Origin of the sequence: Salinibaculum salinum (genome assembly GCF_037645885.1) — an archaeon.
GTDB lineage: Archaea > Halobacteriota > Halobacteria > Halobacteriales > Haloarculaceae > Salinibaculum > Salinibaculum salinum.
Genome location: NZ_JBBENW010000001.1, coordinates 295,990 through 315,969, shown reverse-complemented (window position 1 = coordinate 315,969; position 19,980 = coordinate 295,990). Strand labels below are relative to the sequence as shown.

Sequence of the window (19,980 nt, the reverse complement as noted above, 5' to 3'; positions counted from 1 at the left end):
GGACACCTCACAGGAGCCCCCTGGCGGTCAGCCAGTACGATTCGTTGTAGCCCAGTTTCGCCCAGTGGACGGGTTTCGAGGCGGGTCGGACAGTCGGTTCGTCGCCGTAGTTGAATTCGACGAACGTCGCCTCGTCCATGCCGGCTTCGATGAAACACACCGTCTTGCCTTCGTAGGTAGCGGTGGGGACCTGTCCACGGACGTTGCTCGCGATGCGGTCGGCGACCACGCCGGCTTCGTAGTGAGCGACGCTGCCGGCCTTGCTGGTAGGGACGTCGGCCACGTCACCGATAGCGTAGACGTCCTCGGCGGCCGTCGCTTCGAGCGTCTGCTTGTCCACGTCGACCCAGCCGCCGTCACCGAGGCCGGCTTCGGTGACAAGGTCGCTGCCGGAGTGGGGTGGAATGCCCACGAGCAGGTCGTAGTCGAGTTCGTTGCCCTCCATCGTGTGCAGAACCTGTTCGTCGGGGTCGACCTCGTCGGCGTTGAAGAACGTCTCGACGGTGATGTCGCGCTCGTCGAACTGGTCGGTCGCCCAGTCAGCGACCGACTGGATGCCGTGGGCCCGCTGGATGGGGTAGGTGTACGTGATGTCGACGTCCTCGCGGACGCCGCGCTTGCGGAGCCAGTCGTCGGCCATCAGCGTGAACTCGACCGGCGCAGCCGGACACATGTGCGGGACGCCAATGACACTCAAGACGAGGTGTCCCTCGGTGAACTCCGCGAGCGCGTCCCGGAGCTGTTCGGCTCCCTCGGGCCCGTAGAAGTGGTGGCCACCTTCCTGCAGCCCGGGCACTTCGTCGGGGACAAGTTCGACACCCATCGCAAGCGTGAGGTGGTCGTACCGGAGCGGCTGCCCGTCGGCGAGCGTGAGCCGCTTGGCGTCGGTATCGACCTCCGTCACCCGGTCGTACGTGATGTCGACGCGGCGGTCGACAAGCTCACGGACCGGGCGGCGAGCGTCTTCGGTGGTCTTCTTCCCGAACGGGACGTACAGGAAGGTCGGTTTGTAGACGTGGTCCTCGTTGTCGGTGACCATCGTCACCCGGACGTCTCCGCTGTCGATTTCGGACGCGAGTTTCTCTGCGAGTCGATTCGCCAGTACCGTGCCGCCGGTTCCGCCGCCGACGATGAGTATGTGTTCAGTCATGTTGCTGGGGAACGGAGAGTCGTGCCCACGGTGGGTCACGAAGTCTCCACGTAGACGCTCCAGTGGTCGTCGTGTTCGACGACGTCGAGCAGTTCGTGGCCTGCCTCGTCGAGCCAGTCGGGCACGTCGCTCTTCGAGGAGTCGTCAGACGTCTGTAGTTCGATGACGGTCCCGGAGTCTGCCTCTTTGACCTTGCCGATAAGGTCCATCAGCGGACCGGGACACGTTGCACCGCGCGAGTCGACCGTCACGTCGGGTTGGATTGATTCACTCATATGTCTCACCTCAGACGAACAGCACCTGTTTGTCGCGAGCGCGTGAGAGGAAGCCGGCGACGCCGAGTTCCTCGTCGAACACGTCCACGTAGTCGTCCAGTTCAGTTCCCATGACATCCATTGCCAGCGAGCAGGCGTACACTGAAAGCGGCCCGAGTTCCTTCGCCTGCGCGAGTTGCTCGGTAAAGAGGGGCATCTCGTCGCCCTCGCTCGAGAGCATCGCCTGGCCGACCGGGCCACCGACGTCGAAGTCGCCGCCCTCGACGCGCTCGCGGTTGAAGGCCGTCAGCCCGTTCATCGTCACGAACACTTCGACCGGTGTGTCCGACGATGCGGCTATCGACCCTATCATACTGACTGCCTGTATCCGTTCGAGCTCGCTCGACGCGACTACTATTGCGTATCCTGACATGGGACTCACCCACGTGAACGTTCACCGCCAGCCCCTATAATAATGTATGCTTATTCCAAGACTGTGAGAATCCAAAGGGGATTTGGTGGCTGTGAGAGAAATCTGCCGTTGTATATTGTGCAACCACCGAACAACTAGATGGACTGAGACGTGAAACACTCAGAACAAAGGTTGTATGGAATTGACGGTTGCCGAAACCACGTCACGGATTCGGCACTCGCGAGGAGGCGGTATTTTTAGTCCCGGGGGCCGTGGCCACAACCGATGAACGTGGTCGCCCGGGTCGCACACGGCACTGGGACACAGTCAGGGCCGTGCAGACCGGGTGAGGAGGGGGGTGGACCACGGTGACAATCCGAGAGGTTGCCGTTGCCGCTTATCAAGAAGGACTACCGGCACTCGCAGCCAGTGCCGTCGGGGGGCTGCTCGCGGGCGTGGTACTGGGCGGGATGCGCGCGGAGTTCCGGGCGGTGCCCGGACTGCTCGTGCTGGTGCCAGCGTTGCTCGCTACCCGTGGAAACGTCTACGGATCGCTCGGCGCGCGGTTGGCGACCGGTCTCCATCAGGGGCTGGTGACGCCGCAGGTCCGCGACGCCGACGACCGACTCTACCGGGCAGTCGCCGCCGCCATCTCGAACGGTCTGCTGGCCAGCGTCTTCGCTGCCGCGGCTGCCTTTGTCGCGTTGACTGCACTCGGCGACTCACCGGCACCGCTCGGGACGCTCGTCGCGATTGCACTGCTTGCGGGACTGCTCTCGGGTATTGTACTCTCGGTGACCGTCGTCGTGGTAGTGTTCGCCGGCTACCGGCGTGGGTACAACCCCGACACGCTGGTCGGCCCCATCGTCACCACCGCCGGCGACGTGTTCGGCGTCGCCTTCCTCCTGCTCGCTGTCAGAATCGTCCTCACTATCGTGGGTGTGGGATAGATGCAGACCGACTGGACAGTCCGTGCGATAACGCGGGCGATGCTCCCCGTCTTGCTCGTTCTCACGCTCGTCGAAATCGGCAGCGGCCTCGTCCTCGGGAGCTTCGAGGAGGAACTGCTGCGCTCGCCCTCGCTGCTCGTACTCGTTCCCGTCACCATCGGGACGGCGGGGAATCTCGGGAGCATCCTTGCAGCGCGGCTCTCGACGGCATTTCACCTCGGGACACTCTCCTTTGACCCAACCGACGATACGCTTGCCGGCAACGCCGTGGCGACAGTTCTGCTGGCGGCGACGATGTTCCCACTCATCGGCTTTGGTGCGTGGGGACTGGCCGAACTCACCGCCGGCGCACGCCTCGCTCCGCTGACCGTCATCACCGTCGCCGTCATGAGCGGCCTCGTGCTCTCCGTGCTCGCGGTGACGGTCACTGTAATCGCCACGTACGCCGCCTACCGGTTCGAACTCGACCCCGACGACGTGGTGATTCCGGCGGTGACGAACGTCTGTGACGTTCTCGGCGTCGTCGTCCTCTTCGTCGTCGTCTGGCTGGTTTTATAAAATCCCAAACTGTTACGGGGCGTCATATGTTGCCATGGAGCCGCTAGAGGGGGCGAGAACAGATGGGGCATCAGTCAGAGTGCGATATCACGGCAGTACTAGCCGAGCACGGGCCGGCGAGTGGACCGGAGTTGGCCAAACTGCTCGACACGCACCCAGTGACGGTGGAACGACGGTGTACGAAACTCCAGCAGCGAGGGGAGATCCGACAGGTGACCGGTGGGCGATACGCTATCGTTGAGAGCGGGCACGTCCGGCAGCGGACCGCCTCGGACTGAAGTGCTGCCTCACTCTGCGCTGTCGGGAATCGAATCGGCGATGACGGCCGCCTCGCCGTCGATGACTGCCTCGTCGTCGCTGCGGATGACCTTCGTCGAGAGCCGGAAGCGGTTGTTTCCGATGTTCTCGACGACCTCGCACTCGGCGGTGACCTCCTCTCCGAGCGGGACGGGACCGAGATAGCTCACGTCCTGCGAGAGGTAGATTATCATTCCGGGCAGGCGCGCGAGCGCGGAACTGACGATACCGACGACGAGCGTTCCGTGGGCGATCCGCTCGCCAAAGCGGGTCTTCGCCGCGAACTCGTCGTCCATGTGGAGCCGGTTCGTATCGCCGCTGGCTTCGGCAAACGCTTCGACATCCGCCTCGGAGATGGTCTTGGTAAAGCGGACGGTATCACCGACGTCGATCTGCGCCTCGTTACCGAGATACTCGAAGGTCCACTCGTCGCGCTCGTAGGCGGTATCGGCGCGGATGCTGACCCGTTCGCGCTCCTCATCGGGTACCTCGTCGCGCCCCATCTGGACGAGATGCGGGAGGTAGTTCGCGAGGTCCGTCGTCGTGACGATACCGACGACCTGGCCATCTTCGAGGACCGGCAAGCGCTTGATGTTGTGCTCTCGCATCCGTTCGGCGGCGCGCTCGATTGGTTCCTCGCAATCGACAGCGACGAGTGGGCTCGACATCACCGCCTCGACGGTCGTCGTTTCGGGGTCGTTCCCCTCCGAGACGAGTTGTGAGATGTCGATATCGGTGACGATACCGGCGGGACTCCCGTTTTCGCAGACGACCAGCGAGCCGATCCCCTGCTCGAACAGCCGTGTCGCCGCGGTCCGTGCTGATTCGGTCGGCTGTATCGTCTCGATGGGAGACTGCATTACCTCTTCGACCGTGATGGGCGCGAGCATCGATATAGGTGGGTCGTCGCCCGGCCTAATCAATGCCCTGCCGGTACAGTCATCCCTTCGGTGATGTCCAGCCGACAGTCTCAGGTGTCGACCGGCTTTCCGTCCTCGGTCGGCGGCGCGATGTGGTCGATAAACTCCTCGGCGGTCGGGTCCTCGACGCGAATCCGAACAGAAATAACACCGATTTCGCCCGGTTCGTCGACCGCGAAGTTCACGACACCCTCGAAGGCCGCCTGTTTCTTGAGCTGGAACGAGAACGTGTCGTCGCGCAACGTGTCGAAGAAAATACCGCGTGCAGTGTCGAGAATCTCCTGTCTGTGGAGCAGTTCCGAGAAGTGTTCCAGGTCGTGGACCGTCGCGTTGAGTTCGCCGTGCTGGAACGCCGGTTCTGCGGTCGGGAAGATGGCCGTAATGGCGTCTGCGACCCGGTCGGTCACTTCCGTGTCGTACACCGGTGCCGTGATTTCGGCGTCGACGCTGTATATCATTGGTTGTCGGTAACTGCGGCAGGGCCCTTGGTCAAGAGCGCGCGAACGCGGTCGTGAAACGCGTCCAGCGATTCCGTGTTCTCGATGGCCAGATCAGCCATCTTCATCGCGTTGCCCATCCCGAACCCGAGTTCGCGCTCGTCGCGCTCGTCGAGAGACTCCCCACCGTCTTCGGCGCTGGCGTCTCGCCCGCGCAGGTCGAGTCGCTCTGCGCGCTCTTCGAAGGGTGCCTCGATGCTCACTAGCAGGAAGTCCTCACCGAACGCGTCCTCGAATCGGTCGACTTCGGTGTCCGAGCGGATGCCGTCGACCAGCACCGTGTCGGCAGCGTCCAGTTCCGACTCGATGACCGGCAGCGAGCGCTCGGCGATTGCGGCCGGCCCGTTCTCCTCGCGGAGCGCCTTTGCGACCCCGCCGTGGTGGGTCGCGGGGTCGAGTCCGCGGTCACGACACTCCGCTCTGATGACATCGCCCATCGTCACGACGGGGATATCGAGGTCGGCGGCGACGGTGGCGGCCTCGCTCTTGCCGCTCCCGGGGAGGCCGACGATTCCGATGACAGTCATACCGCTGGGTTTGCCGGAGACCAAGATAAGGACTGCGTCTCGCCGAGACTACAGGAGACTGAGAGCCCCGGCGGCGATTGCGAGTCCGAGCGAACAGACGGACGCGCCGGCGACGACGTACCACTCGCGCCCCCGGAACTCGATTTCGGGGTCGAGAAACAGCGCTGTCTGCTCCATCAAGAAGCCGCCACCGACCAGCGAGACACCGAGCAAGAGCAACATCGGGCCAGTGGCAGTCTCGACAGGACCGGACCGGGCTGCGAGCGTCGCACCGAACGCAATTGCACCGACCAGAAACGAGGTTAGACCCAGCCAGATTGCGAGCGGTCGAACCACTGTAGAGAGGGAATCAGGGCGGTCGACGATTGCGTCGAGTTCGAGTCCAGGGCGCATGCGCGGTGGTACAAGAGCAACCGGCAAAGAGGTTCTGGCCTCACCTGTCTCGGACGACGACGAACTCCGCGAGGTCACGGAGATACGCCATCGCCTGCGAGTCGTCGATGTCGACGGAGTTGAGCGCGGCCAACGCGGCGTCGGAGGTGTCGTGTGCCTGCTCGTTTGCCTCCTCCGGCGTGAGGTCGGTCACCTCGACGATGGAGGGACGCTCCATCTCAGCGTCGTGGCCGGTCGGTTTCCCCAGTTGCTCGGCGTCTGCCGTCGCATCGAGTACGTCGTCTCGCATCTGGAAGGCGACGCCGACGCGCTCGGCGTACTGCCCGAACGCCTCGACGGTGTAAGCGTCGGCATCGGCGGCTATCGCGCCTAGTTCGGCCGCGGCACGGAAGAGCGCCCCCGTCTTCCGGCGGGCGAGTTCCACGTACTCCTCTTCGGTGACGGGCTGGTCGACGAGTTCGGTCGCCTCGCCCTCACCGAGTTCAACCATTGACTCGGCGACTGCTTGCATCGCCCGCTCGTTTGCGGAAAAGAGCGCGAACGCTTCACCGAGCAGGCCGTCGGACGCGATTATTGCGGGACCGTAGCCGAATTCGGTCCAGGCGGCAGGCGTGTCCCGGCGTCGCTCGGAGTCGTCGATGATGTCGTCGATGACGAGCGAGGCGTTGTGAACGAGTTCGACGCCGACTGCGTAGTCGACAGCCGTCTCTACGTCGCCGTCGAGTGCTTCACAGACTAACACTGTGACCGTCGGGCGGACGCGCTTGCCACCAGCGAGCGCGACGTGTTCGACCTCCGTTCGGAGTTCGTCAGGTTCGACCGACTCGAGTACCGCCGTCAGACGGTCCTCGACACGGTCGCGGCGACTCTCCAAATACTCCATCGGAGCAGTCTAGGTGATTCTTCGGGAAGTACGTGACGACTCCTGCCGTCGCAGTACTTAAAAGAAGGGACCGAACATCTTCCCACCCCCTCTTGTCACCCGAGAATCCTGGCACCCCGTATATCACGGGTCTTCTTATGTCGAACTGTAATGTCTACCCCAATCGGCGCTCCCGGAGACGGACTGTCGCGGCGTGATTTCGTCAAGGCAACTGGCACTGCGGGTATCGTGGGTGCCGCTGGCTGTGCGTCCGCGCCGAAGGCCGGCGTCGGTGGCCAGGACAACCAGCCACAGGCACAGCAGAGCGACCTGCCGACGACCAGTCCGCCAGAGGTCGTCAACGTCGACGAGCAAGGGAACGAATTAACAATCAGTTCCGTCGCCGCTCGTCACGACGTGCACCCGGAGGACACGATGGGTGGGCCGGTCGAGCTCCCCCATGTGTGGGCGTTCAAAGCCGACGACGGCGAGCCAAGCGTCCCTGGCCCGATTATCCGGACGACGGAAGGTGAGGATATGGAGATTACGCTCGACAACACCGGCCACAATATGCCCCACACCCTGCACTTCCACGGTGTGACCAAGACGTGGGAGAACGACGGCGTTCCCACGACGACGGGGATCACGGTCGGACCAGACGAGAAACACACCTACCAGATTCCGGCCAACGTCCCCGGAACCCACCTGTATCACTGTCACTACCAGACCCACCGCCACATCGAGATGGGGATGTACGGCATCCTCCGCGTCGACCCGAAGGACTACGAACCCGCCGACAAGGAGTACTTCATGACCATCCGGGACTGGGACTCCAGTCTCTCCCGGCAGTTCGCGGGCGAAGACGCCAGCTACGACCCACGGAACCGCAACCCCGACGTCTTCACGGTCAACGGGAAGTCAGCACCCCGGACGCTCCACCCGGAGAAGGGCTCCCCCATCATCGTCTCAGAGGGTGACACGGTCCGGCTTCACTTCGTTAACGCGGGCTACATGAGCCACCCGATGCACCTCCACAACCACCGGTTTCGGACCGTCGAGAAGGACGGCGGCCAGGTCCCAGAAGTGGCCCAGCACGAGGAAGACGTTGTCAACATCGCTCCCGCCCAGCGCCGGACCATCGAGTTCGACGCCACTGTCGACCCCGGGATCTACCTCATGCACTGTCACAAGCTCGACCACGTGATGAACGGCAACAGCTACCCTGGTGGCATGCTCGGCGGGATCGTCTACGAAAGCGTCATGGATTCGGACATCTTCGCCGATCTGATGGACTACGCCGGCTACGACGGGTAGGCAAACTCGGGTCAGAGTCGAAGACGAAACGTCTTATTCTCCTCCGTCTGCTACGGCCTCTATGAGCATCTTGCGGGTCGTGTGGGGCAGCGCCACCGGTCCGACGGCGATGGCCGCCTACGACGCCGCCCTGGCCGACGCGAACATCCACAACTACAACCTCGTGACCGTCTCCTCGGTCATCCCCGCAGCGCCGCCACTAGAGGTCGTCGGGACGGCACCCGACCTTGGGCCGGTGGGCAACCGACTCACGGTCGTCCAGAGCAAGGCGACGAGGGCGCCCGGTGAGTCGGCCGCTGCCGTCGCCGGCATCGGGTGGGCGCGCAGCGAGTCAGGGCGAGGTATCTTCTACGAAGCGACCGGCGACGACACCGCCGAGGTTCGAGAGACTATCGAGCGCGGACTTGCTGGAGGAAAGGAACTTCGGGACTGGACGTTCATCGAAGAGGATACCGTGGTCCGGGAGACAGCCGCGAGCCCGGACGAACACGCCGCGTTGGTCGTCTGTGCGGTCTACGGACAGAGTACGCCGATTTTGTAACCAGTCGTCGACGGTACTGCCAGAGACTGTCCCACCGACCGGTATTGTGAGAGCCGGCGGGTTTTTACGTCCGCCACGCGTATGGTAGAGCCAATCCGCATGTATGGAAACACGCCGTTCGGCGACGAACCGGCCGTCGAGCTCACTGCAGACCAGCGAAAGGCACTCCGACAGGACCTCTCCAGTGTCGCCGCCCGAACTCGCGAACTGCTCCCCAGCGAGTTCGTCGTCGGCTCGGAGATTACCGAAGGGAACAACGGCCCCCGCGCGACCGTCGCCGTGCAACCGCCCATCGGCTCCGTCGTCTCTGCGGACTACGCACCCGAAGAGGAGATCACGATCGAGGAACCAGAACGCGAGGACCTCGCGATGGGACTCGCCGCGAGCGCGGCGCTCCAGATGAAACAGGCGATGCCCGACGACCCCTCCCCGACAGCGCAGTAAATTTCTACGCGATTCCGTGTTCACCGGGCGGCCGATAGAACAGCGCGTAGCCCATTGTCCCCGTCGCGGGAACGCTCCCGGCACCGAGCGCGACTGCCATCCCGACTGGCAACAGCGCCCCAATCACCCCAGCGACCACCAGTGGCAGCGCTATCGCCGCCAGTAACAGGTCGTACCGGGAGACCGAATCACCGGGAACCATCGTGTCACCCTGTTGTCGAGCGATCTAATTAAATATTATTACTGGCGCTGCAGACAGAGCATTGCCTATCCAGTCGTGTCCGGAAACACGGGGGGGTTAAGCAAGTTACTTCCCCCAGAAGGGGTCCCGGTCGCGGTGTTTGTCGAGGTACATCGAGAGGACCTCACGTTCGTCAGCGGTGATGTCTTCGGTGAGTTCCTGTTCGAGAATCTTGGCGTGTTTCTCGGGGATCTCGACCCACAGTTCGTCGCCCTCCTCGATCTGTCGGCCGACCGTCGGGCCGTCGATAGAGACGGCGACGCGCTCGCCGGTTCGCGCCTCGTCGACGTCTTCGCCCTCGTCCTGAATCGTCTTGAGGAGTCCGACACGTTCGGGTTCCGAGCCGTCGAATTTGACGATGCGTGAGTTCCGGCGGAGAAGTCCGCCACGGATTTCGACGCCGACGACGGCGGGGTCGGACTGGCGGAACGTGTGGTCGTCGAGAATCTCGAAGCGAGCGGGTCTGGTGATGTTCTCCAGCACCTGCTCTTGCTGGGCCTGTTCGATGGACTCGACGTGCTCCTCGTACTCCTCGATGAGCCGGTAAATGACGTCGTTTTCGAACAGCTTGACCTCCTCTTGTTCGGCCAGGTTGCGCGCGTCGCCGAGCACGTCGACGTTGAACGCGAGAATCGCGCGGTGGGTCGGCTCGTTCGCGGTCTCTGCGACGCGGATGTCCCGCGGTGCTACGTCGCCAACCTCCGCGCGCATGATCGGAATTTCGGCTTCGGAGAGGGTGCTGGCGAGCGCTTCGAGGCTCCCCAGCGTGTCGGCCTTGACGACCAGCCCTTCCTCCTGTGTCGACACTTCGATCTCGGCCAGTTCCTGTTCGACTTCAGCGATAACCTCGCCGACGTCGCGGTCACGAACCACGCGAATCGGCGCACCGGCCATCGCGTCGTCCAGGTCCGGTGCGGCGATTTTCACGCCGTCGGCGGCCGTGACTTCGGTGACGTTCTCGAACTGTTCGTCGGTCCGAATCTCCGAGAGCGGTTTCGGCTCCAGCAGCGCGCGGACTTCGGTGACGATGGGGGTTGTCAGCCCACCGACGACAATCTGATCGTCTTCGCGAATCGTTCCGTCGTAGATGACGGCGTCGAGTGTCGTCCCGAACCCCTGCGTGTCCTTGACCTCTAACACCGTGCCTGCGCCGGGGCCGCCAACGTCGACCGCCATCTCCTCTTTCATGTAGCGCTGGGAGAGTCCCATCAGTACGGTCAGCAGGTCCGGAATCCCTTCGCCGGTCTCGGCGGAGACGGGAACGACGCCGATGTTGCTCTGGAAGTTCTGGACGCGCCAGTACATGTCCGCCGAGAAGCCCGAATCCGAGAGCTGGCCGATAATCTCGTAGAGGTTCTCGTTCAGGTCCGTCTCGACGCGGTCGGACTGCGCTTCGATAGCGACTTTCGAGGGGCGGTCCGGTTCGGGATTCCACCCCGGCGTCGTGTCGATTTTGTTCGCAGCGACGATAAAGGGCGTCGCCGTGCGTTTGAGAATGTCGATGGCTTCGTGGGTCTGTGGCTGGAAGCCGTCGTTGACGTCGACGACGAGGACAGCGATATCCGCGAGCGCACCCCCGCGCGAGCGGAGCGTCGAAAACGAGTGGTGCCCTGGCGTGTCGATAAAGAGCAAGCCGGGGAGGTCGAAGTCATCAGGGTCGACGAGGTCTCCCGCGACCTCGGAGATGATGGACAGCGGGACCGCAGTCGAGCCGATGTGCTGAGTAATCGCGCCAGCCTCCCCCTCGCTGACGGCGGAGCCGCGAATCTGGTCGAGGAGGCTGGTCTTGCCGTGGTCGACGTGACCGAGAACGGCGACGATGGGGGTGCGTAGCGTCGCCGCCTCTGTCGTGTCGGTTTGTTTCTCTTCAGACATCCCGTCTCACCCTAAAATGCTTGGTTGAACCCAGCCACCCTCGGCAGTTAAGTACATCGTCTTTGGAGCGACGGCGAAGTGACAGGCAGAGAGGAGAGGTCGTGGCCAAATAAGAGTCGAGAATCGGGAGCGTGTGGAGTCCGAAACTCAGTTCTCGACCACGGCGGAACTATTGCTCAGTGGGATTTCTATGAAGCTCTCGGCGGAGAGCGTCTCGACGTAACCGTCCGGCTCGACGTGGCTGGTCGTCAGGATTTGGTCAGTTCCCTCGGCGATGTCGGAGTCGGTGACGTTGAGGTCGTCCATAGTGACCGACTGTTCGACCGTGACCGTCTCGTCGGCGGTCGTTCGCTCGTCGTCACTGCCGACGACGGTGACCGTTTCGTTTTCGAGGTCAACCGTAACCTCGACGAGGAGTGGATCGACCGAACTCTCGGGGTCTACAGCGGTAATTCGGACGTGTGCGCTGTCATCGCCTTCACCGAGTGAGCCGTAGAGTTCCATCTGCAATCGCTCATCCTCAGCGAATACCTGGCGGACTTGCTCGCTCGCGTCCGCGTCGTTCATCACGAGTTTCGGAATCGACTCCGTGGACTCCTGTCGGTCGGTCAGCCACTGGTCCTCATCGGAGACGACGAACTCGTAGTTGCCGACTTCGTCCGTCTGCTCGTGTTCAGTTTGGTCGTCGTGCGTTTCGTCTGTCGCGGGGCTCGCACCGGCGGCGACAACGCCACCAGCACCGATGGTCAACATCGCCGTGAGTGCGAGCGCGATCAGTTTGGTTCGCATTGTGTCTCTGGGTGGCTCGGAGCGCACCGTCGTGACCAGCGATCCCTGCCCGACTGGGCGGCGTTGCGGTCCCGCGTCGGTGTCCGAACCACGCCAGGTGGGCGTTATCTGAAAACCCACATAGAGGGGCGTTGAGTGGCCGTTCCGAACGGATCGGAACCGGTTCCAGCGACAGCGAAAACCAAACGTTACAGAAGCAAAACCATGTTTCCCATGCCGCGACGCTTTCGCTCGACGGCGTTTTTTGTCTCCAGACTGTCCAGCGTTCGGCTAACGGTCGCTTTCGAGAGGTCCGTTTGCTCGACAATATCGCTCTGTGCGATAACGCCGTCGGCATCAAGAATAATCTCGTAGATCTCCTGTTCGTTGTTGACGAGACGCTCGGCGGTCTCCTCCCATTCCTGTCGGCGCGCTTCGAGCAGTTCGTCGCTGGGTTCGAGAGAGTCGTCGCCGTCGTCACGGTCGGCCCTTTCGGCCGTCTGTGCTCCCGACGGCGGTTTCGCAGCGTATCGAGAATCAGGTGAAACACTCGTTAACAGGAATGATCCGCTTGCACCGAGCAGACACGAAGAGATGGCAATGATTGAGACATCACGGTACCGAAAATAGCCGCCCAATTCGGCCACTTCGGTCCCGTTCTCGCCGACCGAAACGACCACTGGTGAGGGATTGATGAGTTGCACTGCGAGCACGAGCGTCGACGCCAGAAAGACGACTGCCGTGAGGAAGTCCGTTCCGTGGAGGGCCCGCAAGTCCATGAGTGGAGTATCCGGAGACGGCCCCTAATGTGCGTCGGTTTCAGATCGGAGATTCGTCGTGAAAAGCGCTTGAAACTGCCGTGAAACGCATTTCATCGTATTTCATCGCAGGACTCATGTGGTCTTTCAGCGAACGTGTATCCGTGACCGACCGTACCCATCGTGTCCTCGCAGTGCTCGGTCTCGGCGTACTCGGCATCGCCTTAGCCTGGTCCGGAACCGCGCTGGGTATCGGAGATACGATCGCCGACGGCCGCGAAACTGGCAAAGTCGATATATCGGGCAGCAACGTGACCCTCGAGAGTGGGAACCAGCAAGTCGACATCGTTGAGAATATTACAGCGACGGACGCGGTCGCGGTCTCGACAAGTGATAGTCGGATAACAATCACAATAGACAATCGCGGTCCGTTGACTGCCGACGAGCAACAGCGTGCACGAGCGATCGCCAGTGAAAATGCGACCGTCGCCAGAACGATCGAAGAGACTGCGAATGTGACACTCGCCGTCGAGCCGATCAGGAAGGTGAACGCTGAGTCGAACATACAGTTCGAGACGACAGTCGAGGTGCCAAACAACAGCTCCGTAGAGTTCGACGACGGGTACACTATCGAAAGCGCCGAGAACGTCACGGTCCAGAGAAGTAAGAGTTCGGTCACCGTTGCCAGTAAACAGCCGAGCGCTTCGTACGTCGAAGACGAGGCAATCGTCAGAGTCCGTGACACGGCAACTGAAACTACGCGATATGCGGTAATTGTCGATCTCGAGAGTGAAACGGTCCTCGAAAGTATCAGCTGAGACGAACCGCGAGAATCGAGACTGTCGGTCACTCTGTCGTACGATTTCTGAGGTGGAAAAACCTAGACGAGAGTGCAGACAGAAAGAGCGTTACCGCGGATTCTGGTGGTTCGAGCAGTATTTCCTCTCCCACCATCGCGAGACTGCTTCGCTGTCTCGGACGACCCTGAGGCACTCGGCTGCCCCACCTGCGGAGACGACACAGGTCATTCAGTGACAGTAAACGACCCCGTCATCCCCGCCCCGCGGTGTGGATTGCAGTAGTACGTGTACTCGCCCGGCACGTCGAAGGTGTAGCGGTACGTGTACCCCTCGTCGAACGTGTCGTCGGGTGCACCGGGTGTCCCTGACCACTCTGCTTCAGTCGGTATCGAGTTCGGTGTGACGTTGTGATTGGCTCCGACCCAGCCCCACTCGACAGTGTCACCGGCGCTGATGGTAAACGAGTCCGGTGCAAACGAGAGTCCACCACCAGCACCGATCTCGACGGTCTGTGCCGCCGGGCTCGGAGTCGGTGTCGGTTCGGGGGTCGGTTCCGGCGTCGCAGTCGGCGTTTCCGGCGATGGTGTCTCAGTCGCGGTTGCTGATTGCGTCTCCGCTGGCGTCGCTGGTGTGTCGGTCGGTTCGGGGGTCGGCGAGAGCTGCGTGGTGTCAGTGTCGGGGCCAGTATCGGTGGGTGTCGCGTCGTCGCTCCCACCACAGCCGGCGACAGCGATAGTGAGGCCAGCGGTGAGCGACTGAAGCAGTCTGCGACGGTTCATACACCCGAGAAAGGGGAGAATACAGTTAGGTACTGGGGTCACTTCGCGTCAGACAGCCCCCGTGGCGTTTATGTTGCCCGACTCAAAAGAACGACCCATGGCAGAGATACTCGCGGAGAACCTCTCCGGGAAGGCCGTGATGGGTTCGGACGGAGCCGAACTCGGCATGCTGTACAACATTACGATGGACCTCGATTCGGGGCGCCTCGACGACCTCGTCATCACGCCTAACGACGACCGGGGCGTCCAGACGGATTTCGACACGGATCACGCCGGTCGCCTGCTCGTCCCCGTCGGGCGAGTCCAGGCCGTGAAAGACCACATGATTATCGAACGCTAACTTCGGATGTATATTCTCGACTCCTCAGCTTTTATCAACGAATATCACACCGACGAGCGTATCGCCACGATTCCGCTCGTTCGGGAGGAACTGGAAGACGAGAGTGCCTACCGCTTCGACGCCATGGAGGGGTCGGGGATGTACCTCCACATCCCCGACGAGGGAACCGTCGAGCGAATCGAGCGGGCCGCCCGCGAGACGGGCGATTTCGAGGAACTCTCTCGGACGGACATCCGCCTCATCGCCGCCGCGTTCGAACTCGACGGTCGTCTGGTGACCGACGACTACGCGATGCAAAACGTCGCGGAGAAACTGGAGGTTCCGGTCGAAGTCATCAATCAGGACGGCATCACCGAACAGCGCGAGTGGACCTTCCAGTGTCAGGGCTGCGGTCGCGAGTTCGACGAGAACCACGACCGCTGCCCCATCTGTGGCAGCGAACTCTCAAGGAAGAATCCCGCCTAGGCCGGGGCACCCTCGTCGACTTCGGCCATCCCGAGGTCGATGAGTTGGCGGAGCACTTCCTCTTCGGTCAGGTCGAACTCCCGTGCCAGCGTTTCGACCTCACGGGCAAGGTCGTCGTCACAGACGACCGTGTACCGAGTTGCCATACCATACGATGTGTCGACGCACGTACTTAAGCACACGTCAGACAACAGTCAGACAACAGCGTCGTCAGCGCCCGAACAGACCGATTTCCACTCATCCGGTCCCGACCATCCCGGTAACGCGGGCGTACATCGCGAAGAACGTGAGCGCGTTGTAGGTGCCGTGGATGAGAATCGGGATGACGAGGTTCTCCGATCGGGCGTAGCTGTAACCGAGCACCAGTGAGAGCACGAAGACGACAGACAGCGAGACGGCCATCTGAATCGGGTCCGGGCTGGCGTACTGGCCGAAGTGAATCGCCGCGAAGATAGCGCTGGCGGCGACGACTGCTCCGACCTTGCCGAGCGTGTCGTAGAGGTACTTCTGGACGAGACCCCGGTAGAGCAGTTCCTCGCTCGGAGCAATCGCGAGAAACGAGAGCGGGATGAGCAACAGGAGGAACTCGGGAGTGTCAGACTGGCGTGCCTGCTGTTCGACACCGCTCTCGACGGCAGGCAGTCCCAGTTCCGAGATGAGCGCCGTCAGGACGTTCAGTATCAGAATGAGGACCAGTAGCCCGGCGACAACCAGCCCGATCCCCCGGAGCGACGGGACGGAGAGGTCCAGCCACGAGCGGTCCACACCCAGCCACCGGAACATGGCGGCGACGAACGCGAACGTAGCGAGTGCGACGCCGACGGTCAACAGCGGGTAGGTGACGCTGAGCGCCGTCGTGTCGAGGATTGCCACGAACGGAAGGACGAGGAGATTGCCACCGACGATACTGACGAAAAAGCCCAGCCCACCGACAGCCGTCATCAGCGAAATCGCCTTCGTGACGGCGAACACCCGCCGGTCCGAGAGCGACAGCACCATCGCGGTGCCCATCCCGACGACGGGTATCGCACCAGCGGTCGCGAGCGGGAGTCCGGCAGGTTGCCGCCAGACGTTCAGTTCGCCAAAGAGCGTGAGAAGGTCGGCGCTCGCGACGATCAGCCCAGCGAGAATAGCGATAGCTCCGACTGCCCGTTCGGGCGCGTCGACACGGCGTGTGAGAACGAATACAACCAGCGCAAGCGCGGCAGCCCCTCGCCCAAGCGTGGCAAGCGGGAGCGACTGGACCGTCGCGTCGGTTCCAGTTCCGGGAACGAACAGTACGGCGAGTGTCAGCCCCGCCGCGACTGTCCCGATCGTCGGCGCAATCGGTCGGAGGGGGTCGGCCGGTCGCGCGGGCTCGCGACCGAGACCAGCGGAGTCATCTGCCATTACCGACGGTAGCGGCGGCAGAAACTAAAGTGACACCGTTCCGGGCGTCTCGGCGACAGAAGCGTCACTCGACGACGAGGCGTTCTTTCTCGGCGACAGCGTCGGCTTCCGGGAACTCCCCGTCGGCACCGAGCAGACCGCGCGCGGCGTTTTTCCCCCACTCGACGGCGGGCTGGTTGAACGTCTCGATGCCGTAGAGTTCTCCCGCGAGGACGCATGCGACTTCCATGGCGTAGAGCAGTTCTCCGATGCCGCGGGCATCGAGCCGGTCGAGTTCGATACGGACATTCGGCCGGCCGGCCGCAGCCAGGCTGGCCTCGGTCGCCTCGAACTCGGCGTCGAGCAACTCACCCAACCCCGTGCCACCGAGATACGCCAGATCCTCGACGTCGGTTTCGGGAATCTCGCGGTCGGTGCGCTCGCTCGCGCGGACGAGCGTGACCATCTTGTCGCGCGGGCCGGCGCGATACAGTTGCAGTTGGGAGTGCTGGTCGGTCGCACCGAGCGCGCGAGCTGGCGTCTGCCCGAGTCCGTCCTTGCCGAGGCTCTCGGCCCACAGCTGTGCGAACCACTCAGCGAAGGGTTCGAGCCGCTCGGCGTACGGCATCACGGCGTTGACCGACGCGCCGCGCTGGTCGAGTGCGTACGCGAGCGCGCCGTAGGCGTACGCGGGACAGTCGTACAGCGAATCGGAGAGTGAGTCCATCGCTGCCTGCCCACCGGAGAGAACTGCCTCGATGTCGTGACCCTGAATCGCCGCCGGCACGAGTCCGACCGCGGAGAGAGCCGAGAAGCGGCCGGGAACGCCGTCGGGCACGTCCAGCGCGGGCAGATCGTGTTCCTCGGCGAGCGCGCGGAGCGGCCCCGCCTCACCGGTCGTCACGATGGTCTGGTCAGTCCAGTCGACGCCCGCCGACTCCATCGCATCACGGACGACGAGGAAGTTCGAGAGGGTTTCTGCGGTGGTGCCAGAGCGCGAAACGGCGTTGACCGCCGTCGAGTCAAGCGGCAGGTCGTCGAGTACTTCGGCGACTGCCTCGGGGTCGACGTTGTCCAGCACGCGGTGTGTGGTGTCGCTTGGGCCGAGCGCGGTGGAGACGGTTGCCGCGCCGAGCGCGCTGCCGCCGATGCCGACGGTGAGGACGGCGTCGCTGTCGGCGAGCGGTTCGACAGCCGACTCGATGGCAGCAGCGTCGGTCCGCTCGGGGAGGTTCAGCGAGGCGTAGCCGAAATCGTCGTCGGCCATGCCGGCGGCGATGCGGTCGTGAGCGATGGCAACCCGGTCGTCGAGTACGTCGAGCGCGTCCGCGCCGACGCCGGGGTCGGCCACCGACGCGAGCGCGTTTCCGATATCTACCTGCATAGACGGGTGCTCGCCCCCATTTGGCATAGGTGTCACGACTGGCGGTGGGTGGTGTCAGCGAGTCCACTGGACCGGGACCGCGCCGTTTTTCCTCGCTGCGACGAAGGGTAAGGCAATGAGCGACGGAGAGGCAACCGCCAGTCCGGAGGCGGCAACGGAGACCGACCAAGCCGCCGACAGCGACGACGAGTACAGCGGTCTCTTCGGTGCCTTTCCGTACGCGTTCCGGCACAGCAAGTCGCGGCTGTTCAAGATTTATGCCGCCGTCGGCGGCCTCGCGGCCGCCTTTATCGCCCTGCAGTTTATCATCTCGCTACTGGTGGTCGTCAGCAACACGCTGGGCGCTGGCGGCGGCACGTTCACCTTCGCGCGGTCGTTCGTCATCGTCGTCGGCGCGCTGGTGCTGGCGCCAGTGCTCGCACCGATTCTGTACGTCGCCCGGCGTGCCCGCCTCCAAGCAGTCTCTCATGAGCGGTACGACTTCGTGATGGGACTGCTCGGGTTTGGCTTCCTCCTCGCGCTGTACGTCGGCATCGTCATCGCGATGCCCGAGAGTTTCGAGTTCGGCGACACAACCACGACCCGGCCCGAGCCGAGTGGACTGTTCGCACCCGTGATTCGGGTACTCTACGCCCTGCCGCAATTGGTTGGCATCCTCCCGCCGACACTCGTCGGCGTCAGTATTCCGCTGGTCGACCGCTACCTGCGGTAGAGCGGCGTCTTGTCGCTACCCGCGCTCAGTATCGGCCATCTGCTACGCCGGCGGTTTCGAGAGAGTCGAAACCGACAAGCGGTAACCGGGCATACGAGCGCCCATGACTGACGGAGCCAAAGAGGGAACCTTTCTCGTGACCGATGCCGACGACGGCGCGGCGGTCCTTCGGGACGTGACCGACGGACAGGTCCACACGCTCTCGGACAATCCTGGCATAAGCGAGGGCGAGATACTGGTCGCGACGGTGGCACCCGAACCACCGATGGAAGTCACGTGGACCGTCGAGGAACTGACCAGCCAGCGGACGGTCCCCGTCGAGGAGAGCCCGGAACCACCGACTAAACAGGCTCGTGAAATTGCGGCCGACCAGCCAGTCGGGGAGATGACCCGACAGGAGCGGGCCGGCGAGGGGGAACTGCACGTCATCACCGTCCCCGACGAACAGACCGAACAGGCGACGGCGGACGTTCTTGGGGACGAAGCAACGTTGACCCAAGCGGCGAAGCTGGGAGTCGACCGAGTGGAGGTGCGCGCGGCCGACGGCGTGGTGAGCGTCCGATATCTGCCGGACTGAGCGACGCCAGCACAACGGTTATTGTTTTCCCACCCAAAGTGGGAACATGGCCAAAGTGGACTCGAAGGGGCGAGTCGTCCTGCCACAGGACGTACGGGAGCGACTCGGAATCACCGTTGGGACCGAGGTCGAAATCCGCGAGGAAGACGGCAAGGCAGTGGTCGAACCGGAGGACGACCCAGCGGAGATACTCGACCGCATGGAGCGACTCGTCGACGAGGCTGCTTCGGAAGGCAAGGAGACGAAACCGCTGGACGACATCGAGCCGGTCGCGAGGAAACACCGGGATGCAGTCCGCCGCGGGGCACAGCGAGACAGCGATGAGTGACGCGGGTGGTCCCTATCTCTTCGACGTCGGCGTCATCGCGCTCGCCCACACGACAGCCCCGGTCCGCGACACGGCCCTCTCGTACGTTCGGGATGCCATCGCCGGGGAGATAGACGCGGTCGTTCCGTATCCCGCAGTGGTCGGGGCACACACCGTACTCACGACGTACTACGGCTACTCAAACGCCGACGCATCCCGACTGCTCGGGAACTTCATGGACGCAAAGCGGGTTCACTGGTATGACCGGATGCCCGAGGAAATCGTCCGTGGCGGATTCGACCGTGCAAGCGACGCGAACGTCGACGGCTGGGACGGGTACTACGCGCAGGTCGCCATTGAGGAAGGCGTGAATACGGTGGTGACTATCGACAACGATTTCGAGCAGTTCGACGACTTCGCGACCGAGATCATTCTCTCGCCAGCGGAGTTCGAACAGTTGACCGAGTTCCTCGACAATTGACCCGGA

At 63.0% G+C, this 19,980-nt stretch carries 29 protein-coding genes; 13 read left to right on the top strand and 16 right to left on the bottom strand.

Features of this window, described 5'->3' with window-relative positions; all coding sequences use genetic code 11:
• Nucleotides 1-7: 7 nt before the first annotated feature.
• From WDJ60_RS01665 to WDJ60_RS01655, 3 genes are read right to left on the bottom strand one after another with little or no spacing between them, the layout of a single operon-like run.
• A complete protein-coding gene (locus tag WDJ60_RS01665) occupies nucleotides 8-1,150 on the bottom strand; it encodes an NAD(P)/FAD-dependent oxidoreductase (protein ID WP_340098010.1) in 1,143 nt (380 codons plus the stop codon).
• A 35-nt stretch (nucleotides 1,151-1,185) separates the two neighbouring features.
• Nucleotides 1,186-1,425: a sulfurtransferase TusA family protein gene (locus tag WDJ60_RS01660; RefSeq protein WP_302081511.1), complete on the bottom strand. Its 240-nt coding sequence runs from the start codon at nucleotides 1,423-1,425 to the stop codon at nucleotides 1,186-1,188.
• Nucleotides 1,426-1,435: 10 nt separating this feature from the next.
• Nucleotides 1,436-1,837 carry a hypothetical protein gene (locus WDJ60_RS01655; protein ID WP_340098007.1) on the bottom strand — a complete coding sequence of 134 codons (402 nt, stop codon included), beginning with the start codon at nucleotides 1,835-1,837 and terminating at the stop codon, nucleotides 1,436-1,438.
• A 347-nt stretch (nucleotides 1,838-2,184) separates the two neighbouring features.
• On the opposite strand from WDJ60_RS01655, the gene WDJ60_RS01650 reads away from it, so the two are divergent.
• The 3 genes from WDJ60_RS01650 (at nucleotide 2,185) to WDJ60_RS01640 (ending at nucleotide 3,602) form a co-directional block, all read left to right on the top strand.
• Complete coding sequence (locus WDJ60_RS01650; protein WP_340098005.1) at nucleotides 2,185-2,766, top strand: magnesium transporter; 582 nt, start codon at nucleotides 2,185-2,187, stop codon at nucleotides 2,764-2,766.
• A complete protein-coding gene (locus tag WDJ60_RS01645; protein ID WP_340098004.1) occupies nucleotides 2,767-3,324 on the top strand; it encodes a magnesium transporter in 558 nt (185 codons plus the stop codon).
• A gap of 62 nt (nucleotides 3,325-3,386) precedes the next feature.
• Nucleotides 3,387-3,602 carry a helix-turn-helix domain-containing protein gene (locus WDJ60_RS01640; protein WP_340098003.1) on the top strand — a complete coding sequence of 72 codons (216 nt, stop codon included), beginning with the start codon at nucleotides 3,387-3,389 and terminating at the stop codon, nucleotides 3,600-3,602.
• 9 nt (nucleotides 3,603-3,611) lie between these two features.
• Here WDJ60_RS01640 and WDJ60_RS01635 read toward each other — a convergent pair whose 3' ends face one another.
• From WDJ60_RS01635 to WDJ60_RS01615, 5 genes are all read right to left on the bottom strand, one after another.
• Complete coding sequence (locus WDJ60_RS01635; RefSeq protein WP_340098002.1) at nucleotides 3,612-4,511, bottom strand: CBS domain-containing protein; 900 nt, start codon at nucleotides 4,509-4,511, stop codon at nucleotides 3,612-3,614.
• Between the two features lie 80 nt (nucleotides 4,512-4,591).
• A complete protein-coding gene (locus WDJ60_RS01630) occupies nucleotides 4,592-4,999 on the bottom strand; it encodes an RNA-binding domain-containing protein (RefSeq protein WP_340098001.1) in 408 nt (135 codons plus the stop codon).
• Complete coding sequence (locus WDJ60_RS01625; protein WP_340098000.1) at nucleotides 4,996-5,565, bottom strand: AAA family ATPase; 570 nt, start codon at nucleotides 5,563-5,565, stop codon at nucleotides 4,996-4,998. The genes WDJ60_RS01630 and WDJ60_RS01625 overlap by 4 nt, the downstream gene beginning before the upstream one ends.
• 48 nt (nucleotides 5,566-5,613) lie before the next feature.
• A complete protein-coding gene (locus tag WDJ60_RS01620) occupies nucleotides 5,614-5,958 on the bottom strand; it encodes a hypothetical protein (RefSeq protein WP_340097999.1) in 345 nt (114 codons plus the stop codon).
• 40 nt (nucleotides 5,959-5,998) lie between these two features.
• Nucleotides 5,999-6,841, bottom strand: coding sequence for a polyprenyl synthetase family protein (locus tag WDJ60_RS01615; protein WP_340097998.1), 843 nt, complete (start codon nucleotides 6,839-6,841; stop codon nucleotides 5,999-6,001).
• A gap of 150 nt (nucleotides 6,842-6,991) precedes the next feature.
• Here WDJ60_RS01615 and WDJ60_RS01610 point away from each other — a divergent pair, with 150 nt between their 5' ends.
• The 3 genes from WDJ60_RS01610 (at nucleotide 6,992) to WDJ60_RS01600 (ending at nucleotide 9,119) form a co-directional block, all read left to right on the top strand.
• Complete coding sequence (locus WDJ60_RS01610; RefSeq protein WP_340097997.1) at nucleotides 6,992-8,134, top strand: multicopper oxidase domain-containing protein; 1,143 nt, start codon at nucleotides 6,992-6,994, stop codon at nucleotides 8,132-8,134.
• A 61-nt stretch (nucleotides 8,135-8,195) separates the two neighbouring features.
• Entirely contained in the window at nucleotides 8,196-8,675 is a 480-nt protein-coding gene (locus WDJ60_RS01605) for a pyruvoyl-dependent arginine decarboxylase (RefSeq protein WP_340097996.1), read from the top strand.
• A gap of 99 nt (nucleotides 8,676-8,774) precedes the next feature.
• A complete protein-coding gene (locus WDJ60_RS01600; protein ID WP_340098357.1) occupies nucleotides 8,775-9,119 on the top strand; it encodes a DUF5811 family protein in 345 nt (114 codons plus the stop codon).
• Between the two features lie 4 nt (nucleotides 9,120-9,123).
• Here WDJ60_RS01600 and WDJ60_RS01595 read toward each other — a convergent pair whose 3' ends face one another.
• The 4 genes from WDJ60_RS01595 to WDJ60_RS01580 form a co-directional block, all read right to left on the bottom strand.
• Nucleotides 9,124-9,321: a DUF8015 family protein gene (locus WDJ60_RS01595; protein ID WP_340097995.1), complete on the bottom strand. Its 198-nt coding sequence runs from the start codon at nucleotides 9,319-9,321 to the stop codon at nucleotides 9,124-9,126.
• Nucleotides 9,322-9,426: 105 nt separating this feature from the next.
• A complete protein-coding gene (gene infB, locus WDJ60_RS01590) occupies nucleotides 9,427-11,235 on the bottom strand; it encodes a translation initiation factor IF-2 (protein ID WP_340097994.1) in 1,809 nt (602 codons plus the stop codon).
• A gap of 147 nt (nucleotides 11,236-11,382) precedes the next feature.
• Nucleotides 11,383-12,024, bottom strand: coding sequence for a hypothetical protein (locus WDJ60_RS01585; RefSeq protein WP_340097993.1), 642 nt, complete (start codon nucleotides 12,022-12,024; stop codon nucleotides 11,383-11,385).
• A gap of 188 nt (nucleotides 12,025-12,212) precedes the next feature.
• Nucleotides 12,213-12,782 carry a helix-turn-helix transcriptional regulator gene (locus WDJ60_RS01580; protein ID WP_340097992.1) on the bottom strand — a complete coding sequence of 190 codons (570 nt, stop codon included), beginning with the start codon at nucleotides 12,780-12,782 and terminating at the stop codon, nucleotides 12,213-12,215.
• 143 nt (nucleotides 12,783-12,925) lie between these two features.
• Here WDJ60_RS01580 and WDJ60_RS01575 point away from each other — a divergent pair, with 143 nt between their 5' ends.
• Entirely contained in the window at nucleotides 12,926-13,579 is a 654-nt protein-coding gene (locus WDJ60_RS01575; protein WP_340097991.1) for a hypothetical protein, read from the top strand.
• Between the two features lie 206 nt (nucleotides 13,580-13,785).
• Here the strand turns inward: WDJ60_RS01575 and WDJ60_RS01570 are convergent, their stop codons facing one another.
• Nucleotides 13,786-14,340: a plastocyanin/azurin family copper-binding protein gene (locus WDJ60_RS01570; protein ID WP_340097990.1), complete on the bottom strand. Its 555-nt coding sequence runs from the start codon at nucleotides 14,338-14,340 to the stop codon at nucleotides 13,786-13,788.
• 97 nt (nucleotides 14,341-14,437) lie between these two features.
• On the opposite strand from WDJ60_RS01570, the gene WDJ60_RS01565 reads away from it, so the two are divergent.
• Nucleotides 14,438-14,680, top strand: a complete 243-nt coding sequence (locus WDJ60_RS01565) for a PRC-barrel domain-containing protein (protein WP_340097989.1) — start codon at nucleotides 14,438-14,440, stop codon at nucleotides 14,678-14,680.
• A gap of 6 nt (nucleotides 14,681-14,686) precedes the next feature.
• A complete protein-coding gene (locus tag WDJ60_RS01560) occupies nucleotides 14,687-15,145 on the top strand; it encodes an NOB1 family endonuclease (protein ID WP_340097988.1) in 459 nt (152 codons plus the stop codon).
• On the opposite strand, the gene WDJ60_RS01555 is transcribed toward WDJ60_RS01560, so the two are convergent.
• From WDJ60_RS01555 to WDJ60_RS01545, 3 genes are all read right to left on the bottom strand, one after another.
• The gene (locus tag WDJ60_RS01555; RefSeq protein WP_340097987.1) at nucleotides 15,142-15,291 is read right to left on the bottom strand and encodes a CopG family transcriptional regulator; all 150 of its coding nucleotides are present in this window, start codon (nucleotides 15,289-15,291) and stop codon (nucleotides 15,142-15,144) included. The genes WDJ60_RS01560 and WDJ60_RS01555 overlap by 4 nt on opposite strands.
• Before the next feature lie 91 nt (nucleotides 15,292-15,382).
• Entirely contained in the window at nucleotides 15,383-16,534 is a 1,152-nt protein-coding gene (locus WDJ60_RS01550) for a CPBP family intramembrane glutamic endopeptidase (protein WP_340097986.1), read from the bottom strand.
• Between the two features lie 64 nt (nucleotides 16,535-16,598).
• Entirely contained in the window at nucleotides 16,599-17,897 is a 1,299-nt protein-coding gene (locus WDJ60_RS01545; RefSeq protein ID WP_340097985.1) for a glucose-6-phosphate isomerase, read from the bottom strand.
• 115 nt (nucleotides 17,898-18,012) lie between these two features.
• On the opposite strand from WDJ60_RS01545, the gene WDJ60_RS01540 reads away from it, so the two are divergent.
• The 4 genes from WDJ60_RS01540 to WDJ60_RS01525 all read left to right on the top strand — a co-directional run bounded on the left by WDJ60_RS01540 (nucleotide 18,013) and on the right by WDJ60_RS01525 (nucleotide 19,974).
• On the top strand, nucleotides 18,013-18,609 hold the full coding sequence (locus WDJ60_RS01540) for a DUF8056 family protein (protein WP_340097984.1): 597 nt from the start codon (nucleotides 18,013-18,015) through the stop codon (nucleotides 18,607-18,609).
• Nucleotides 18,610-18,712: 103 nt separating this feature from the next.
• Nucleotides 18,713-19,186 carry a DUF5812 family protein gene (locus WDJ60_RS01535; RefSeq protein ID WP_340097983.1) on the top strand — a complete coding sequence of 158 codons (474 nt, stop codon included), beginning with the start codon at nucleotides 18,713-18,715 and terminating at the stop codon, nucleotides 19,184-19,186.
• A 46-nt stretch (nucleotides 19,187-19,232) separates the two neighbouring features.
• Nucleotides 19,233-19,514 (top strand): AbrB/MazE/SpoVT family DNA-binding domain-containing protein, encoded by a 282-nt coding sequence (locus WDJ60_RS01530; protein ID WP_340097982.1) that lies wholly within the window; start codon nucleotides 19,233-19,235, stop codon nucleotides 19,512-19,514.
• A complete protein-coding gene (locus WDJ60_RS01525; RefSeq protein ID WP_340097981.1) occupies nucleotides 19,507-19,974 on the top strand; it encodes a type II toxin-antitoxin system VapC family toxin in 468 nt (155 codons plus the stop codon). Before WDJ60_RS01530 ends, WDJ60_RS01525 begins: the two co-directional genes overlap by 8 nt.
• Nucleotides 19,975-19,980: the final 6 nt, after the last annotated feature.

Excerpts from the sequence above, each read along its gene's own strand:
- WDJ60_RS01645 (WP_340098004.1), top strand. The coding sequence starts at position 2,767 with ATGCAGACCGACTGGACAGTCCGTGCGATAACGCGGGCGATGCTCCCC.
- WDJ60_RS01595 (WP_340097995.1), bottom strand. The coding sequence starts at position 9,321 with ATGGTTCCCGGTGATTCGGTCTCCCGGTACGACCTGTTACTGGCGGCG.
- WDJ60_RS01630 (WP_340098001.1), bottom strand. The coding sequence starts at position 4,999 with ATGATATACAGCGTCGACGCCGAAATCACGGCACCGGTGTACGACACG.
- WDJ60_RS01550 (WP_340097986.1), bottom strand. The coding sequence starts at position 16,534 with ATGGCAGATGACTCCGCTGGTCTCGGTCGCGAGCCCGCGCGACCGGCC.
- WDJ60_RS01600 (WP_340098357.1), top strand. The coding sequence starts at position 8,775 with ATGTATGGAAACACGCCGTTCGGCGACGAACCGGCCGTCGAGCTCACT.
- WDJ60_RS01620 (WP_340097999.1), bottom strand. The coding sequence starts at position 5,958 with ATGCGCCCTGGACTCGAACTCGACGCAATCGTCGACCGCCCTGATTCC.
- WDJ60_RS01625 (WP_340098000.1), bottom strand. The coding sequence starts at position 5,565 with ATGACTGTCATCGGAATCGTCGGCCTCCCCGGGAGCGGCAAGAGCGAG.
- WDJ60_RS01530 (WP_340097982.1), top strand. The coding sequence starts at position 19,233 with ATGGCCAAAGTGGACTCGAAGGGGCGAGTCGTCCTGCCACAGGACGTA.
- WDJ60_RS01655 (WP_340098007.1), bottom strand. The coding sequence starts at position 1,837 with ATGTCAGGATACGCAATAGTAGTCGCGTCGAGCGAGCTCGAACGGATA.
- WDJ60_RS01545 (WP_340097985.1), bottom strand. The coding sequence starts at position 17,897 with ATGCAGGTAGATATCGGAAACGCGCTCGCGTCGGTGGCCGACCCCGGC.
- WDJ60_RS01525 (WP_340097981.1), top strand. The coding sequence starts at position 19,507 with ATGAGTGACGCGGGTGGTCCCTATCTCTTCGACGTCGGCGTCATCGCG.
- WDJ60_RS01540 (WP_340097984.1), top strand. The coding sequence starts at position 18,013 with ATGAGCGACGGAGAGGCAACCGCCAGTCCGGAGGCGGCAACGGAGACC.
- WDJ60_RS01560 (WP_340097988.1), top strand. The coding sequence starts at position 14,687 with ATGTATATTCTCGACTCCTCAGCTTTTATCAACGAATATCACACCGAC.
- WDJ60_RS01535 (WP_340097983.1), top strand. The coding sequence starts at position 18,713 with ATGACTGACGGAGCCAAAGAGGGAACCTTTCTCGTGACCGATGCCGAC.
- WDJ60_RS01615 (WP_340097998.1), bottom strand. The coding sequence starts at position 6,841 with ATGGAGTATTTGGAGAGTCGCCGCGACCGTGTCGAGGACCGTCTGACG.
- WDJ60_RS01570 (WP_340097990.1), bottom strand. The coding sequence starts at position 14,340 with ATGAACCGTCGCAGACTGCTTCAGTCGCTCACCGCTGGCCTCACTATC.
- WDJ60_RS01580 (WP_340097992.1), bottom strand. The coding sequence starts at position 12,782 with ATGGACTTGCGGGCCCTCCACGGAACGGACTTCCTCACGGCAGTCGTC.
- WDJ60_RS01665 (WP_340098010.1), bottom strand. The coding sequence starts at position 1,150 with ATGACTGAACACATACTCATCGTCGGCGGCGGAACCGGCGGCACGGTA.
- WDJ60_RS01565 (WP_340097989.1), top strand. The coding sequence starts at position 14,438 with ATGGCAGAGATACTCGCGGAGAACCTCTCCGGGAAGGCCGTGATGGGT.
- WDJ60_RS01610 (WP_340097997.1), top strand. The coding sequence starts at position 6,992 with ATGTCTACCCCAATCGGCGCTCCCGGAGACGGACTGTCGCGGCGTGAT.
- WDJ60_RS01635 (WP_340098002.1), bottom strand. The coding sequence starts at position 4,511 with ATGCTCGCGCCCATCACGGTCGAAGAGGTAATGCAGTCTCCCATCGAG.
- WDJ60_RS01555 (WP_340097987.1), bottom strand. The coding sequence starts at position 15,291 with ATGGCAACTCGGTACACGGTCGTCTGTGACGACGACCTTGCCCGTGAG.
- WDJ60_RS01605 (WP_340097996.1), top strand. The coding sequence starts at position 8,196 with ATGAGCATCTTGCGGGTCGTGTGGGGCAGCGCCACCGGTCCGACGGCG.
- WDJ60_RS01585 (WP_340097993.1), bottom strand. The coding sequence starts at position 12,024 with ATGCGAACCAAACTGATCGCGCTCGCACTCACGGCGATGTTGACCATC.
- WDJ60_RS01640 (WP_340098003.1), top strand. The coding sequence starts at position 3,387 with ATGGGGCATCAGTCAGAGTGCGATATCACGGCAGTACTAGCCGAGCAC.
- WDJ60_RS01660 (WP_302081511.1), bottom strand. The coding sequence starts at position 1,425 with ATGAGTGAATCAATCCAACCCGACGTGACGGTCGACTCGCGCGGTGCA.
- infB (WP_340097994.1), bottom strand. The coding sequence starts at position 11,235 with ATGTCTGAAGAGAAACAAACCGACACGACAGAGGCGGCGACGCTACGC.